The organism is Pseudomonas cichorii, from assembly GCF_019719005.1.
GTDB classification, from domain to species: domain Bacteria; phylum Pseudomonadota; class Gammaproteobacteria; order Pseudomonadales; family Pseudomonadaceae; genus Aquipseudomonas; species Aquipseudomonas cichorii_E.
The window spans coordinates 164,624-178,771 of record NZ_JAIGPJ010000004.1 but is presented as its reverse complement, the minus strand read 5'-3'; the positions used below and the strand labels follow the sequence as shown (position 1 = coordinate 178,771).

Below are 14,148 nucleotides of genomic sequence, written 5' to 3'. Positions count from 1 at the left end.
CTCATGACGCTCGAATGACCCCTTTGAGCATCGCGAAGTAACTGATCAGAGCGTATGCCACCAGCGAAAAAGCCGTGGCAATGGCGATGTTCGACAGTTGGGGCTCCAGATACCAGGCGGCCAGCCAGCTCAACGATGTGGCCAGAAGCATGCGGGTGGTCATCGCAATGAAAGGCGCACCTGCATGGCCAGCCCCTTGGGCGGCGAACCCGAAGACGAAGCCGAATCCGAGTGCGGCATAGAATGGCGCCACAATGTGCAGATAGGTTTTTGCGGGCTCCAGCACGGCGGGGTCGGTGCTGAAAAACTGCAACCACAGCATCGGGAAGACAGCGACTATCACGCCAATGACCCCGACAAAAGCGGTGCCGACCAGTATTCCGGTCCAGGCAATCTTTCTGGCCCGCTCGGTGTTGCCTGCGCCTATATTGACGCCCACCATCGTCAAGACTGCGGCCGATAAACCGAACAACAGCGGAATCATCACGTAATCCAGGCGCGAGGCAATCCCGAAGGCGGCCAGGGCGTCTGTGCCCGCCAGGCCGACTGCGCCGGTGATCAGGATGACAATCAGGTTGGTCATGACGGTGCTGAGCGCAGCGGGAAGGCCGACCTTCAATATGTCCCTGATCAGGCGCCACTCGAACGCAACCTTGCGGATAGTGAGGTTTGACTTGCCCGACATCATGTAGCGCACGAGAAAGAACGCTGCCGTCACGTAAAAGATGGCAAAGGCAGTCCCCGCGCCCGCGATTCCCATTGCCGGGATCGGACCAAACCCGAAGATCAGCGCCGGGGACGCCGGTATCAGAATGATTGCGCCGATAAGCGTGATGAGCGCCGGTACCTTTACGTTTCCCGAGCCGCGCAGCGATGCAGTGATCATGTTGACGACCCACATGGGCACCGCGCCCAGAAACAGATAGTTGGAGTACTGCAGGGCTGCATCCAGCGCGTCGCTGCGCCCGCCCATCGCATGGTAGAGAAAAGGCCCCAGCACGAGTGCGGCCGCTGTAAATGCCAGGCCAATGAATACTGCGAGAATGATGGAATGCATCAGCAGCGAATCGGCATCGTGTTCGTTTCCCGCGCCAACGGCACGGGCTACCGCCGAGGCCACGCCGCTTCCGATACCGCCGCCTGACATCGTCACCATGAGCATGTAGAACGGAAACACCAGGGCGACGCCTGCCAAGGCCGCCGTTCCCAATAGCCCTACGTAATAGGCCTCGGCCATGGTCACGGCGGTCTGTGCCAGCAGTACGGCGACCGTTGGCCAGGCGAGCAGCAGCAGCGTCGAAAGGATCGGCCCGCTCAGGAGTTTTTCACGGGCAGAGTTGATGGGCGGCGATGCTGTAGCTTCAGGTTGCTCCGCAACCATGGGAGGGACTTTTGACATGGCGGATCCGCTATCGGCAGGAGGGCATCAGCGAGCATCACTGGTTTAGTGGGCATATACCCATAATAAAGTCATATTTGCTCTGGCGGCAATCGTCCGGTACTGATCGAGGGTGGTGCAGGTGTGAAACTGGCCAGCCGACAAGGCCTTTCGAGACGTGCATTAGCCGGATCGGGCAACAAAATCCATCCATAGTGGTAAAGAAACTCGGCCCCGGCGCTCGAAACCGTTACGCTATGCAGCTGTATTTTTGTTTTTCGTCGAGGTAGCACCCGTGTTTTCCGAATTCGCCCTGCACGAACGCCTGCTTAAAGCTGTGGCCGAGCTTAAATTTGTCGAGCCTACGCCTGTGCAGGCCGCCGCTATTCCGCTGGCATTGCAAGGGCGTGACCTGCGGGTGACTGCGCAAACCGGTAGCGGCAAGACCGCGGCTTTTGTGTTGCCGATCCTCAACCGCCTGATCGGTCCGGCTCGGGTGCGTGTCGATATCCGCGCCGTGATCCTGCTGCCGACCCGCGAGCTGGCTCAGCAGACCCTCAAGGAAGTCGAGCGTTTCTCGCAGTTCACCTTCATCAAGGCCGGCCTGATCACCGGTGGCGAAGACTTCAAGGTTCAGGCCGCGATGCTGCGCAAGGTGCCGGACATTCTGATCGGCACCCCGGGCCGTCTGCTTGAACACCTCAACGCTGGCAACCTGGACCTCAAACTGGTTGAAGTGCTGGTCCTCGACGAAGCCGACCGCATGCTGGACATGGGCTTCTCCGAAGACGTCGAGCGCCTGGCGGGCGAATGTGCCGACCGTCAGCAGACCATGCTGTTCTCGGCCACCACCGGTGGTTCGGGTCTGCGGGACATGATCCGCAAAGTGCTGAAAGACCCACAGCACCTGCAGCTCAATAACGTCAGCGAGCTGGCCAGCGGTACTCGTCAGCAGATCATCACCGCTGACCATAATGTCCACAAAGAGCAGATTCTCAACTGGCTGCTGGCCAACGAGACTTATCAGAAAGCCATTGTGTTCACCAACACCAAGGCCATGGCCGACCGCCTGTACGGGCGTCTGGTTGCTCAGGAATACAAGGCGTTCGTGCTGCACGGCGACAAGGACCAGAAGGACCGCAAGGCGGCCATCGATCGTCTGAAGCAGGGCGGTGCCAAGATCCTGGTGGCCACGGATGTGGCAGCTCGTGGTCTGGATGTGGATGGTCTGGATCTGGTCATCAACTTCGACATGCCACGCAGCGGCGATGACTATGTTCACCGCGTTGGTCGTACCGGGCGTGCGGGCAGTGAAGGTCTGGCGGTTTCGCTTATCTGCCATGGTGACTGGAACCTGATGTCCAGCATCGAACGCTACCTCAAGCAAAGCTTCGAGCGTCGCACCGTCAAGGAAGTCAAAGGTACTTACGGCGGACCGAAGAAGGTCAAGGCGTCTGGCAAGGCTGTCGGCACCAAGAAGAAAAAGACCGATACCAAGGGCGACAAGAAAAAAGTTGCCGCCAAGGGGCCGACCAAGCGCAAGTCCGTCAACCGTCCCAAGTCGGATTCGCTGGTAAGCAAGGACGGCATGGCGCCGTTGAAGAAACGCAGCACACCGGCACCTGCGGCTGAGTAATCTGCAATTCGCGACTGAAGTCGCTCCTACGGTAGGAGCGAATTTATTCGCGAAGCCTCCCTCCGTCTCCCCGGCTGAACGGCCACCCTCGCAACAGGTCACAACCTCTGAGTAGCAAGCCCGTGGCGGGATGTCATGGGCTATTCATCCATGCTGGACGGAGGTTTTACAAAATGGCTTATAACTGGGACCTTATCGAACGTCTGCTTCATGAAGTACAGAACAGCGCTGGCGAGTCCTTTGCCCCGCGCAAATACGCCGAGGATCATGCAGTTGCCAAGGCTGCCGAAGGTGAGTCTGTCGGCAATCTGGATCACCTCAAGACCGAGGCGGCCGATCTGGAAGCGCTGTTGCTCAAGCACGGCTACATCGAGCCGCGCCCTGAAGACGAGGGGGGTACCGGCAGCAACTTTATCCTGACACCGCGCGGCTCAAGCCTGCTGGCCATGATCGACAGCAGCATTCCGGGCAACGATCATCCGCGTCAGGTGCTGGACGAGCAGGCCGATGCGCTCGACCCTGCGACCTTCGATGAGGTTGCCTCCAAGGCTCAGGTGGCCTGACCCCCGTCATGCTTTTGTGAGGCCTTCAGGCAGTCCAGATCCGCGAAGTCCTCACGCATGTCAGCGATCCTGGCCAGCAGCAATTTGCGCTGGTCGGGTGTGCTCTGGCCGACCACGTCCACGATGAGCGTAATCGCGGCGTGCTCGGCCCTGTTGTAGTTCTCGCGGTATTCCGGGGTCCAGAAGGTATCGCGATTCTGCAGCAGTGCGGCGATGCGTTCTGGAAAGTCCTTGGCCTGACGCTGCTGTACCGTCGCCAGGAACAGGTTCTGCCAGCGGGCGCGGTTTTCTACCCAGCCCCGGCTCTGCTCGCCCAGTGACGCCGACCAGGCCTGTACCCGTGCCTTCTGCGCCGGATTCAATTTGCCCAGCCAGGGTGTCATGCGCTTTTCCATGCGTGCGGCGCGTTCGGCGATCTGCCTTTCCAGAGAGTCGTCCAGGTATTTCTTTTCCTGTTTGCGCTGGTCCTTGGCGAAGGCGTTCTGCATCTCCTGAACCTGCTTGTCGTCGAAGCGGGCCAGCAACTCGACAGCCGAAGGCGTGACCTGGCGGGAGATTTTAGCCAAGGCTTCCTTGGCTTCTTCGGTGCGGGCTTCAAGTTCGGCCTGGGTGACTTTATCGGTCTTCACCATTTGCTCAAGGCGGTCGAACCACGTCAGGTAGTCGGGCAGTTGCGTGCTGCAATGCCAGCTCAAATGCTGTTTCAGGCGCTCGTCGAGCCAGCTTTTCTGGGGGCTGTTCATGTCCAGATAGTCGCTGAGCGTCCAGGGAATGATCACGTCCAGATTGCGATACGCCAGGCCCACCTGGTTGCATGCAACAAGCAATGGCAAGGCCATCAACAGCGTAATGAAGGCTTTGAAGCGATGCATGACAACTCCTGGACAGGCTGAGTGACTGTAGAGGAGTGTAGGGGCTGGCAGTTCAACTTACTCGCGACGTTTCAGGAAAAACCGGTTACGGGAAGTGTCGTACAGGGTCTAGAAGAATGAGCGAACGGCCTTGATGGTGAACGTCCCTTCGCAATACGGGTTGTGGCCGCTGTAGACGCTGCAATCACTGCCGCTGAGGCTTGATCCGCTGTAGATCAGGTTCATGTCGATCCCCAGCCAGGGGCGTGAAAGGTTCAGGGACCAGTCATTGAAGCCGTTGATCAGCGAACCGTCATCGCCTGCTTGTGGCGTGTCGAACTGGTGATTGGCGTATTGCATGCGAACCCCGAGGCCCAGTTGCTCGATGCCGCCCAGGTCAATGAAAAGGGTGCTGTTACGCACGCCTACGTCATTGCTGAAGGCCGCGCCAACGCGGCTGTTGAGCACGCGCAACCCGGCATAGAATTCGTGGCTGTCGATCTGGCTGGTATCGGGATAGCTGTAGCGGATCATCCCCAGTTCATAACCCAGGGTCTTGTCGAAGGGTTTCTTGAAGCCCATGTAGGAATCGACTTCAAGGGACGTATCTTCGGTAAATCCCATATTCGGTGACCACTGACCGAAGTAAAAGCCGCTTTCATGGGTCAGGTCCAGGCCTCCGTGGAATGAGCCGGAGCTGCCGCTGGGTGTCACCAGACCCTGAGCCATGCTGCGGGCAGGTGTGGTCGCCAGCTTGAGGTTGAAGTCGCCAAGGCTGCGCTCCAAGACCTGGGCAGAGGCCTGCTGGCACACCAGAACGGTGCCGAGGGCGAGTATCTGTAATCGAGGGTTGAGCATGGCTCACTCCTTGTGCGTCGAGGAGTGTGGTCATAATGGCGTATCGAAATCGGCGCAGAGGCCCGACACAAGCCGCGAGCTAGAGCCTCGCAAGCATACCGATGAAATGCCGGGGATGCGGACCGTTCGTCGATCCGCAGGAGCTTCAGTTGCTGGCTGTTGTCTCGGCGGGCGGGATGATCAGCCCGCGAATCACTACCAGAGCCTGCTCGAACGAGGGGTAGCCGCTCTTGGCAACATCGAGCTCGGCATACTCGGCGCGATAGCGTTCGGACTTTTTCGGATCACTCATGCTCAGTTGCTGGGAGAGCAGGGCAATGGCCAGAGGATGCTTGTATTTGTCGGCTGCGGTCTGCAACAGATCGATGATCTGCTTCTGATCGGCCTGTTCGCGAATCAGCAGTATCGCCTGATAGAACTCGGCTTCGCCGGAAGCATCGTCGATGGCGGCGCGTCGCAGCATGGCTTCGGCCAGTTCATAGTTTTCACGATCCGCTTCGCTGATCAGCAGCTTGGCCTGAAGCATGTCGTGCTGATACAGCAAGTGGCCTGCTCTGCACTGGCTGTCAGTGTGGGGGTTTTCATTGGGGCCGTTTTCGCAGTGCTGCGAGGCACAACCACCGAGGTAAATCAGAGCGCCGAAAAGCATCCAGTTCTTCATTCAAGCATTCCGCAAAGCAAAAGGGGTCTGCTACCAGAGCGTTTCCTGCTCTTGGTTTGGAGATACCGAAGGAGATTAGCAGTGAGACGGGAGGTGTAGCTAGCGCCCTGTTTTGGCAAGGCGCATAGAAACCGCAAAGCAGTCGGGGAGAATTACTTCTTGCCGAGGTTGATGTGCTTGGACGGGGTAAAGGTCTGGCCGCTCACGCCTTTGGCGATTTGCTGGATTTCGCCGCCGGACTTGAGGAAAGCTGCGATCTGCGCATTGATCGAATCGCTCGTTTCAACGGCTGGAGCTGGTTTTGCTTTGGTGTGGGATGCCTTGATACGCATGACTGCCATAACCTTCATAAACTTCGTACGGCCAGCCATCGTACAGGAAATGGCGGGTTCCTGCTGGCTTATCTGGGGTTTGGGTGGCATGAGCGGACGGGCTCGACAAGCATCCAGGCGTGTCATGACGCGCTTAACTGGCTGTTTTTAATGAAGAGTTGGGGTGGGGCGCGATGGATGCCGAAAGTTTCTGCTGATCATGGCAACTGACGAGCGGGGCCCGGCCATGCAGCGCATGCCGTGGGCATCGCGAATGCAGACGCAAAGTCGGGTAGAATGCCGCCCACGTAATGAGGGTATCTGCAAATGGCTTTAATCGGGCGTTACAACAGCTTGCAAGTGGTCAAGCACACTAACTTCGGTCTGTACCTGGACGGTGGGCCGGATGGCGAAATCCTGCTGCCCAATCGGTATATCCCCAAGGATATTCCCACTGAAGATGAAGACTGGATCAACGTTTTCGTCTATCTGGACAGCGAAGACAAGCTGCTCGCCACCACTGAAAAACCCAAGGTTCAGGTCGGTGAGTTCGCCAGCCTCAAGGTGGTCGAGGTCAACAGCATCGGCGTGTTCCTGGACTGGGGGCTGCCCAAGGACCTGCTGCTGCCGTACTCCGAAGAAAAGCGCACCCTGCAGGCTGGTGATTATTGCGTGGTGCATGTCTATCTGGACAAGAAAACGCGGCGCATCACCGCCACTGCACGCCTGGATCGCTACCTGGACAAGACGCCTGCCCATTACAGCGCGGGTCAGGAAGTCGACCTGCTGGTTGCCGAAGCCACCGACATGGGCTTCAAGGCGATCATCAACAACAAGCACTGGGGCCTGATCCACAAGAACGAAGTGTTCAAGTTCCTGCGCCCTGGCAAACAGGAAAAAGGCTTCATCAAGGAAGTCCGCTCCGATGGCAATATCAGCCTGAGCCTGCAGCCGGTGGGTGCCGAAGCCGCTGACAGCCTGAACGCCAAGATTCTCGCCAAGTTGCGTGATAACAACGGCGTGCTGCCGGTCAGCGACAAGAGTGATCCACAGGTCATCAGCGGTCTGTTCGGTGTCAGTAAAGGGAACTTCAAGAAAGCGATCGGTGCCTTGTATAAACAAGGTCAGATTGTGATTCACCCTGACCGTATCGAACTGACCTGATACAGGGTGCGCCCATGAAAAAAATCCTCACGGCTTACTTCGGTACGCTTCTGGCTTTTCTGATCCTGGACGGTGTCTGGCTGGGATTGCTCATGGGCTCGACCTATCGGGACTGGCTCGGGTCGCTGATGCTGGCCACGCCACTGCTCGGACCTGCAGTGGTGTTCTATCTGCTGTATGGGGCGGGGCTGGTGATATTTGCGGTCCTGCCCGCGCTCAAGGTGCAGCGCACGGGGCATGCAACCCTCTATGGCGGGCTGTTGGGGCTGATCGCCTATGGCACTTACGACCTGACCAACTGGGCGACCTTGCAAGGCTGGCCTGCACAGTTGGCCCTTGTGGATCTTGCCTGGGGGACTGTGGTTTCAGCCCTGGCCGCAACGGCGGGGTATCTGGCGACACGCCGCCTGGCCTGAACGCCTTACTTCTGCAGAAAACCCGCAAAGCTCAGGTTGCTGCCCTTGGGGCGCATGTCTTTGAGGAACGAGTCCTTGTCGGCGCTCAGTTCCAGGCTCACGGTCGGCTTGCGTTTGCCAGCGTTGCGCACTTCCAGGCCTTCCATGTGATCGCGCATGAAGACGGTGGTCACCTTCAGGTGCAGCAACTGATCGGTCGCCGGGGTGTGCAGCAGCAGGTGCAGCCACTCGTACTGGCCCACTTGCAGGCGTGTCACAGGCAGGTCGAACCACCAGATGTTGCGCTTGGTGTCCAGAATGGCGAAATGGGTGTTGTTGATGCCCAGCACTGCGCCGCCCAGATCCTGGTTCCTGCGTGCGATGGCCAGCTTTTTATCGAGTTTCATAACGTTCCTGTGAATCGGTTTGTTCAGTGTGCCGGGCACAGACTGACTGCGACGCGCATTCTCGCACAAACACCGTAAACAAGGCCTGCCCATCAGCGGACGAACGGCATGCTTTGGTCAGAAAATAATTGAAACTCTGCGTAATTGCCCCCGGTCAATCATTGTGTCGAGGTTACGACATTTGATTCCAGAACGGTCTTCAAGACCCGGGAGATACTTCATGAGTAGTACTGGCGATAAAATCAAAGGCATGGCCAACGAAGCGATCGGCAACGTGAAGCAAGGCATCGGAAAGGCAACCGATAACTCCAGTTTGAAGGCCGAGGGCAAAGCTCAGGAGCTAAAGGGCGAAGCCCAGCAACTCAAGGGTAAAGCCAAGGACGCCGTGAAAAAGGGCGTAGACAAAGCGTAGCTTCACAGGAAAACCGGATAGAGGTCATCGCCGAGATGGCCTTTATCCATCATGGCTTGAAACCTTTTACAGCTCGCTCAGTCCATTTGACGCCACTGCAATACTGTTGGCACATGGGCAGCCGCATAATCGCAACTGTCGGCCCGGCGATATAATGTAAAAGGGTTTAGCGCAAGGAGACGCCATGATCTTTCCTCACATGCGTCAATTGCCACTGGGCAAAGTGATGGTTCGCACCGTCACCGAATTTCTCGATGACGAGATGTCTACTTACGCATCGGCACTGGCCTACCAGATGCTGTTTTCGCTGTTTCCGTTCCTGCTGTTCCTCATTGCCCTGATCGGTTTTCTGCACCTGCCGGATTTCTTCTCCTGGCTGCGCCTGCAATCGGAACTGGTTCTGCCGCCCCAGGCGCTGGAACAGGTCAATCCGGTGATCGACCAGTTGCAGCAATCCAAGGGCGGCCTGCTGTCCATCGGTATCGTCATTGCGCTGTGGACCGCTTCGGCCGGTGTGCGCCTGATGATGAGTGCCATGAACGCGGCCTACGACGTGGTCGAAGGGCGCCCCATCTGGAAGCGTTTTCCGCTGTCGATTCTCTACACCGTGGGCATTGCCGGCATGCTGCTGGCCGCAGCCGGTTTCATGGTGGTCGGCCCGCAGGTCATGAGCTGGTTCGCCTCGCAGATCGGCATGGAAGACTTCATCGTCACGCTGTGGACCGTGCTGCGCTGGCCGATGATCATCCTGCTGCTGATGGTTGCCGTGGCCTTGATCTACTACGTCATGCCCGACGTGAAACAGGAGTTCCGCTTCATTACCCCAGGCTCGGTGCTGGCCGTGGTGGTGTGGATCATCGCTTCCCTGGGGTTCGGCTTCTACGTCAAGACCTTTGCCGACTATAACGCCATGTACGGCAGCATCGGCGCAATCATTGTGCTGTTGCTGTACTTCTACATTTCGGCGGCGGTGTTGCTGCTGGGGGCGGAGATGAATGCGGTGATCGAACACATGTCCCAGGAAGGCAAGGATGCCGGTGAAAAAGAAGCCGGCGACAATCGGGTGGACTCCACTGCCAAACAGCATGTTTCGGGGCTGGGGCGCGATCATTCGGTACACAGCACATTAAAGGCTGACGAATCCTGAATCAGGGTCCAGAATCGCCTTTTCGTTCGAGAGACCGACACTCATCATGATCCGCAAGATTCTGAAGATGGGCGACGAGCGCTTGCTGCGCATCGCGCCTCCCGTGCCCCGCGAGCTGTTCGGCAGCAGCGAACTCAAGACGCTGATTGCCGACATGTTCGAGACCATGGAAAGTGTCGGCGGCGTCGGCCTTGCGGCACCGCAGATAGGTGTCGATCTGCAACTGGTGATATTCGGCTTCGAGCGCAGCGAGCGCTATCCCCAGGCCGAAGCCGTGCCCCAGACCATCCTGCTCAACCCGCTGATCACGCCTTTGAGCCCGACCCTTGAAGCAGGCTGGGAAGGCTGCCTGTCGGTGCCCGGTTTGCGGGGCATGGTCGATCGTTACCAGAGCATTCGCTACGAAGGCTTTGACCCGGACGGCCAGCCGATCCAGCGCACCGCCCAGGGTTTTCATGCCCGCGTGGTCCAGCACGAATGCGATCACCTGATCGGCCGTCTGTACCCTTCGCGCATCACGGACTTCAGCAAGTTCGGCTTTATCGAAGTCATGTTCCCGGACATGGACCCCAACGCCGACGAGTGACTCAGGCGCTGGTCCGGCACAAGGCAACCAGCGCCTTGCTGCGGCTGAAGCGCATGAACTTTTCGCCCAGTGAATGCGGCAGCCTCTGGGCCGTCTCGAAACCGCTCACTGCATAGAACGCCTGAAGGTCCGGATGGCAGAACAGCCAGACCGGACCGTTCAATGGCTCCACGGCATGACCGATCAGGCGGCGGGCAATGGCCTGGCCACGCAGTTGCGGGTCCACGAACAACCCCGTCAGCCAGTGCCCGTCAGCGACTTCGCTCAGGCAAAGGGCGCCGACGATCTGCGACTGCTTCGCCACCCACAGCGTTCCGCGAGGCACTGCGCGCATGGAGGACTTGTGTTCGCGGTAGAACTTGTCCAGCAAAGGGCGGCAGGCGTCGGGCAGGGTGCTGAACTGAATGTTGGACATGATCGGGCTCTGGTCTTCGAGGCGGGCAAGCATAAATCATCGCCCTGGCAGACAGATATTCCTGATAGCGGCATGAATCGCCGGGATACGACCCCGACTCTGGTAAAGCGCGGATTAACTGTTAAGTTCAAAAGTGCAGTCAATTCATCTCAGGAGGAGGCCATGAACGACCATCGCGGTCTGCCCGTTGTACCCAGGACACGCCTGATGTTCCTGGGGTGCAGCCTGCTGCTGAGTTGGGCGCTGGCCCAGAACGCTCATGCCGATGAAGCGGACGATACGGCGCTGCTGTTCGTTCAGGAGCGCCACCTGGGCGACAGTCTGGGCTGGCTGGGTTATCAGGTTGCTTCACGCACCGTCACCTTTGGCAGCATCGTAGAGTCTATTGGCAAGATTCAGGCTCAGGATCTGGTGCAGAAAGAACTGCAACGCCTGCAGCCCACTTATCAGGTGCAATGGGACCGCAACCTTGCGTCCGCCTATGCCCAATCCTTTTCGGCGCAGGAATTGCAGTCCCTCAATGAAGGCAGCGGCTCCTTGCCCTTGATGAACAAACTCAAGGCCCGTAACAACGAGGTCGGCGCCCGGATGAAGGAACGCTCGTCCGAACTGCTGAAGACCTTCGTTGCCCAAGCACTGGGCAATGCGCAGAAGTCGCTCGCCCGCTAAGTACTGAAAGAAACAGCGAAAGCGAGGAAAACACCATGGACCTATTCATGCAGGCCGCCATTGACGAGGCGCAACAGGGATTGGCTGAGGGCGGGATTCCTATCGGTTCGGTCATCGTTCACGATGGAAAGATCATTGGCCGTGGACACAATCGTCGGGTTCAGGAGGGCAGCGCCATCAAGCATGGCGAGATGGACGCACTGGAAAACGCCGGTCGCCAGCCTGCCAGTGTCTACCGGGATTCGGTGCTCTACACCACCTTGTCGCCTTGTGCGATGTGCAGCGGGGCTATTCTGCTCTACGGCATCGGCAAGGTCATTGTGGGCGAAAACGAGACATTCATGGGCGAGGAAGAGCTGTTGCGCTCTCGCGGGGTGCAAGTCGATGTGCTTCACGACACGACATGCCAGCACATGATGCACGGTTTTATCGCCAGCAAGCCCGAACTGTGGAGTGAGGATATCGGCGAATAAAGGCTTTATGCTAGCAAGCCTTCGCGGGCTCTCTGAAGGGTGATAATCTCGGCTCAGTTACTTCATGAAGCACGGAGCCCGTAATGCCGGTTCAGCGACGCAATAATGTAAACGTCATGGGCGATGGACCGGCCACATTGATTTTTGCTCACGGTTTTGGTTGCAACCAGAACATGTGGCGCTTTATTGCGCCTGTATTTGCCAGGCATTTCAAGGTCGTGCTGTTCGATCTGGTGGGCAGTGGCAAGTCTGAACTGTCGGCTTACATCCCGCACAAATACGCCTCCCTACGCGGCTATGCCAGCGACCTGCTGGAAGTGGTCCGTGATTTCGCCAATCCCGGCCCGGTGATTCATGTCGGGCACTCGGTCAGCGCCATGATCGCCGTACTGGCCGAACGCCTGGAGCCAGGCCGTTTTGCCGCGCACATCATGGTCGGCCCGTCGCCGCGCTACCTGGACGATGAAGGCTACGTGGGCGGTTTCAGCCGCACAGACATCGACTCATTGCTGCATACCCTGGAAAGCAACTACCTGGGCTGGTCCAGTACCATGGCGCCGACGCTCATGGGGTCTGCCGACCGGCCTGAACTGGGCGAGGAACTGGCTGACAGTTTCTGTAGCACCAATGCCGATATCGCCAAGCAGTTTGCCCGCGTGACCTTCATGTCTGACCACCGCAAGGACGTGGAGGGTTTTCCCGGCCAGACCCTGATTCTGCAATGCAGTGATGACATGGTCGTTCCCGTCCAGGTGGGCGAATACCTCAACCGTGTCATTGAGAACAGTACATTGCGTGTGATCGAAAACGTGGGTCATTACCCTCATATGAGTGCTCCGAAGGCCTGTGTCGCAGCAATGAGTGAATTTTTGCAACCTTTTGGATATGCAGAACATGTCATCTGATGCGCCTGCCGTACCTGACGGCGACGACCTGTTCGAGGGCGCTCCCTGTGGTTTGTTGCTGACTCGGGAAAACGGCACCATCGAGCGGGTCAACCAGACCTTCTGTGTCTGGCTCGGTATTGAGCGCGAGGCGCTGCTGGGGCGGCGGTTTCAAGACCTGCTGAATATGGCGGGCAAGATTTTCCATCAGACTCACTGGGCGCCGTTGCTCCATGCCCGGGGCTCGGTTGCCGAAGTCAAGCTTGAGCTGATTCATGCGGACGGTCGTTCCATCCCGATGATGCTCAATGGCATACGCCGTGAACATGACGGCGTCTTTTTCAATGAGCTGGCGCTGTTTATCGCCGAAGAACGCAACAAATACGAACGTGAGCTGCTGGCTGCGCAAAAACTTTCCGAAGAGTTGCTGCTGCAACAGATGAGCATCCAGACCGAGCTGACATCGGCCCGCAACCGCTTGCGTCTGGCCCATGTCGAGGCGGAAATCCGGGCGATCTTTGCCGAGCAGATGGTGAGCATTTTCAGTCACGACCTGCGCAACCCGCTGGCGGCGATCAAGATGGCCTCCGGTCTGCTGGAGCGCAGCGCCCTGGAGCCCCGACAGGAACGCATGCTGGGCCATATCAACCACGCGACCGACCGCGCCCAGCGCATGATCGTCGACCTGCTGGACTTCACCGATGCCAGGGTCGGGCGCGGGATTTCGGTCACGCCTCAGGCCATTGATCTGCATGCAGTGACAGAGCGCAGTGTTGAAGAGTTGCGCCAGTCATTCACTGGCCATGTCATCACTCATCGCCGTGAAGGCGATGGCCCATGCCATGCCGATGCCGACCGTCTGGGGCAGGTCATCGGCAACCTGGTTGCCAACGCCATCAACTACGGTTCGGCAGATGGAGAAATCGTGGTGACCTCGGCTCTGGAGCCGCACCTGATGCGCCTGTCGGTGCATAACTTCGGTGAGCCGATACCGCCCGAGCAGATCGAGAGCCTGTTCGAGCCAGCCGTGCGCAGCGCCAGTGATACCGATGAAAGTCGCAGTGTCGGGCTGGGGTTGTTCATTGTCCGGGAGATTGTCCGGGCGCACCTGGGCGATGTGATCGTCCTCTCCAGCCCCGAACATGGCACGACCTTTACCGCGAGTATTCCGCAGAGAGCGTGAGGTCGACCTTTTCGCGAATAAATTCGCTCCCACTCGGTAGGAGCGAATTCATTCGCGAAGGCCCACTGACACAGCATTCAGACCATCCTTGTTACAAACTCCCTCCTTATAAACTTGCTCATCTGCCATGCAAGGCCGAACCTGATAACCCAATC

The 14,148-nt window shown here is 58.2% G+C and carries 18 protein-coding genes; 11 read left to right on the top strand and 7 right to left on the bottom strand.

The features are described 5' to 3' along the window. Position 1: 1 nt before the first annotated feature. A complete protein-coding gene (locus tag K5D32_RS05845; protein WP_221599456.1) occupies positions 2 to 1,399 on the bottom strand; it encodes an MATE family efflux transporter in 1,398 nt (465 codons plus the stop codon). A gap of 274 nt (positions 1,400 to 1,673) precedes the next feature. Here K5D32_RS05845 and K5D32_RS05840 point away from each other — a divergent pair, with 274 nt between their 5' ends. Beyond that, positions 1,674 to 3,014, top strand: coding sequence for a DEAD/DEAH box helicase (locus K5D32_RS05840; RefSeq protein WP_198727428.1), 1,341 nt, complete (start codon positions 1,674 to 1,676; stop codon positions 3,012 to 3,014). 173 nt (positions 3,015 to 3,187) lie between these two features. Then, complete coding sequence (locus K5D32_RS05835) at positions 3,188 to 3,577, top strand: transcriptional regulator (protein ID WP_221599455.1); 390 nt, start codon at positions 3,188 to 3,190, stop codon at positions 3,575 to 3,577. On the opposite strand, the gene K5D32_RS05830 is transcribed toward K5D32_RS05835, so the two are convergent. The 4 genes from K5D32_RS05830 to K5D32_RS05815 form a co-directional block, all read right to left on the bottom strand. Further along, on the bottom strand, positions 3,565 to 4,449 hold the full coding sequence (locus tag K5D32_RS05830; RefSeq protein WP_221576031.1) for a DUF6279 family lipoprotein: 885 nt from the start codon (positions 4,447 to 4,449) through the stop codon (positions 3,565 to 3,567). The genes K5D32_RS05835 and K5D32_RS05830 overlap by 13 nt on opposite strands. Before the next feature lie 108 nt (positions 4,450 to 4,557). Continuing rightward, complete coding sequence (locus K5D32_RS05825; RefSeq protein ID WP_221576030.1) at positions 4,558 to 5,286, bottom strand: TorF family putative porin; 729 nt, start codon at positions 5,284 to 5,286, stop codon at positions 4,558 to 4,560. Positions 5,287 to 5,431: 145 nt separating this feature from the next. Continuing rightward, positions 5,432 to 5,947 (bottom strand): hypothetical protein, encoded by a 516-nt coding sequence (locus K5D32_RS05820; protein WP_221576029.1) that lies wholly within the window; start codon positions 5,945 to 5,947, stop codon positions 5,432 to 5,434. 152 nt (positions 5,948 to 6,099) lie between these two features. After that, positions 6,100 to 6,288 carry a hypothetical protein gene (locus K5D32_RS05815; protein ID WP_025261417.1) on the bottom strand — a complete coding sequence of 63 codons (189 nt, stop codon included), beginning with the start codon at positions 6,286 to 6,288 and terminating at the stop codon, positions 6,100 to 6,102. A 297-nt stretch (positions 6,289 to 6,585) separates the two neighbouring features. Between K5D32_RS05815 and K5D32_RS05810 the strand changes: the two genes are divergently transcribed. Both K5D32_RS05810 and K5D32_RS05805 read left to right on the top strand, forming a co-directional pair. Then, positions 6,586 to 7,422 (top strand): S1 RNA-binding domain-containing protein, encoded by an 837-nt coding sequence (locus tag K5D32_RS05810; RefSeq protein WP_221599454.1) that lies wholly within the window; start codon positions 6,586 to 6,588, stop codon positions 7,420 to 7,422. 14 nt (positions 7,423 to 7,436) lie between these two features. Continuing rightward, positions 7,437 to 7,838: a DUF2177 family protein gene (locus K5D32_RS05805; RefSeq protein WP_025261415.1), complete on the top strand. Its 402-nt coding sequence runs from the start codon at positions 7,437 to 7,439 to the stop codon at positions 7,836 to 7,838. Between the two features lie 5 nt (positions 7,839 to 7,843). On the opposite strand, the gene K5D32_RS05800 is transcribed toward K5D32_RS05805, so the two are convergent. Beyond that, positions 7,844 to 8,224, bottom strand: a complete 381-nt coding sequence (locus tag K5D32_RS05800; RefSeq protein ID WP_025261414.1) for a hypothetical protein — start codon at positions 8,222 to 8,224, stop codon at positions 7,844 to 7,846. 220 nt (positions 8,225 to 8,444) lie between these two features. On the opposite strand from K5D32_RS05800, the gene K5D32_RS05795 reads away from it, so the two are divergent. From K5D32_RS05795 to def, 3 genes are all read left to right on the top strand, one after another. Further along, positions 8,445 to 8,636, top strand: a complete 192-nt coding sequence (locus K5D32_RS05795) for a CsbD family protein (protein WP_198727421.1) — start codon at positions 8,445 to 8,447, stop codon at positions 8,634 to 8,636. Positions 8,637 to 8,820: 184 nt separating this feature from the next. After that, complete coding sequence (locus K5D32_RS05790) at positions 8,821 to 9,783, top strand: YihY/virulence factor BrkB family protein (RefSeq protein WP_221576027.1); 963 nt, start codon at positions 8,821 to 8,823, stop codon at positions 9,781 to 9,783. 46 nt (positions 9,784 to 9,829) lie between these two features. After that, the gene (gene def, locus K5D32_RS05785) at positions 9,830 to 10,369 is read left to right on the top strand and encodes a peptide deformylase (protein WP_221599453.1); all 540 of its coding nucleotides are present in this window, start codon (positions 9,830 to 9,832) and stop codon (positions 10,367 to 10,369) included. 1 nt (position 10,370) lies between these two features. On the opposite strand, the gene K5D32_RS05780 is transcribed toward def, so the two are convergent. Then, entirely contained in the window at positions 10,371 to 10,784 is a 414-nt protein-coding gene (locus tag K5D32_RS05780) for a GNAT family N-acetyltransferase (protein WP_221599493.1), read from the bottom strand. Between the two features lie 207 nt (positions 10,785 to 10,991). Here K5D32_RS05780 and K5D32_RS05775 point away from each other — a divergent pair, with 207 nt between their 5' ends. The 4 genes from K5D32_RS05775 (at position 10,992) to K5D32_RS05760 (ending at position 13,993) form a co-directional block, all read left to right on the top strand. Further along, positions 10,992 to 11,453: a hypothetical protein gene (locus tag K5D32_RS05775; protein WP_095067563.1), complete on the top strand. Its 462-nt coding sequence runs from the start codon at positions 10,992 to 10,994 to the stop codon at positions 11,451 to 11,453. Between the two features lie 35 nt (positions 11,454 to 11,488). Next, the gene (locus K5D32_RS05770) at positions 11,489 to 11,926 is read left to right on the top strand and encodes a nucleoside deaminase (protein WP_025261408.1); all 438 of its coding nucleotides are present in this window, start codon (positions 11,489 to 11,491) and stop codon (positions 11,924 to 11,926) included. Positions 11,927 to 12,009: 83 nt separating this feature from the next. After that, positions 12,010 to 12,831, top strand: a complete 822-nt coding sequence (locus K5D32_RS05765) for an alpha/beta fold hydrolase (RefSeq protein ID WP_221599452.1) — start codon at positions 12,010 to 12,012, stop codon at positions 12,829 to 12,831. Continuing rightward, entirely contained in the window at positions 12,821 to 13,993 is a 1,173-nt protein-coding gene (locus tag K5D32_RS05760) for a PAS domain-containing sensor histidine kinase (RefSeq protein WP_221599451.1), read from the top strand. The genes K5D32_RS05765 and K5D32_RS05760 overlap by 11 nt, the downstream gene beginning before the upstream one ends. Positions 13,994 to 14,148 lie beyond the last annotated feature (155 nt).

Excerpts from the sequence above, each read along its gene's own strand:
- K5D32_RS05845 (WP_221599456.1), bottom strand. The coding sequence starts at position 1,399 with ATGTCAAAAGTCCCTCCCATGGTTGCGGAGCAACCTGAAGCTACAGCA.
- K5D32_RS05835 (WP_221599455.1), top strand. The coding sequence starts at position 3,188 with ATGGCTTATAACTGGGACCTTATCGAACGTCTGCTTCATGAAGTACAG.
- K5D32_RS05830 (WP_221576031.1), bottom strand. The coding sequence starts at position 4,449 with ATGCATCGCTTCAAAGCCTTCATTACGCTGTTGATGGCCTTGCCATTG.
- K5D32_RS05825 (WP_221576030.1), bottom strand. The coding sequence starts at position 5,286 with ATGCTCAACCCTCGATTACAGATACTCGCCCTCGGCACCGTTCTGGTG.
- K5D32_RS05820 (WP_221576029.1), bottom strand. The coding sequence starts at position 5,947 with ATGAAGAACTGGATGCTTTTCGGCGCTCTGATTTACCTCGGTGGTTGT.
- K5D32_RS05815 (WP_025261417.1), bottom strand. The coding sequence starts at position 6,288 with ATGGCAGTCATGCGTATCAAGGCATCCCACACCAAAGCAAAACCAGCT.
- K5D32_RS05810 (WP_221599454.1), top strand. The coding sequence starts at position 6,586 with ATGGCTTTAATCGGGCGTTACAACAGCTTGCAAGTGGTCAAGCACACT.
- K5D32_RS05805 (WP_025261415.1), top strand. The coding sequence starts at position 7,437 with ATGAAAAAAATCCTCACGGCTTACTTCGGTACGCTTCTGGCTTTTCTG.
- K5D32_RS05800 (WP_025261414.1), bottom strand. The coding sequence starts at position 8,224 with ATGAAACTCGATAAAAAGCTGGCCATCGCACGCAGGAACCAGGATCTG.
- K5D32_RS05795 (WP_198727421.1), top strand. The coding sequence starts at position 8,445 with ATGAGTAGTACTGGCGATAAAATCAAAGGCATGGCCAACGAAGCGATC.
- K5D32_RS05790 (WP_221576027.1), top strand. The coding sequence starts at position 8,821 with ATGATCTTTCCTCACATGCGTCAATTGCCACTGGGCAAAGTGATGGTT.
- def (WP_221599453.1), top strand. The coding sequence starts at position 9,830 with ATGATCCGCAAGATTCTGAAGATGGGCGACGAGCGCTTGCTGCGCATC.
- K5D32_RS05780 (WP_221599493.1), bottom strand. The coding sequence starts at position 10,784 with ATGTCCAACATTCAGTTCAGCACCCTGCCCGACGCCTGCCGCCCTTTG.
- K5D32_RS05775 (WP_095067563.1), top strand. The coding sequence starts at position 10,992 with ATGTTCCTGGGGTGCAGCCTGCTGCTGAGTTGGGCGCTGGCCCAGAAC.
- K5D32_RS05770 (WP_025261408.1), top strand. The coding sequence starts at position 11,489 with ATGGACCTATTCATGCAGGCCGCCATTGACGAGGCGCAACAGGGATTG.
- K5D32_RS05765 (WP_221599452.1), top strand. The coding sequence starts at position 12,010 with ATGCCGGTTCAGCGACGCAATAATGTAAACGTCATGGGCGATGGACCG.
- K5D32_RS05760 (WP_221599451.1), top strand. The coding sequence starts at position 12,821 with ATGTCATCTGATGCGCCTGCCGTACCTGACGGCGACGACCTGTTCGAG.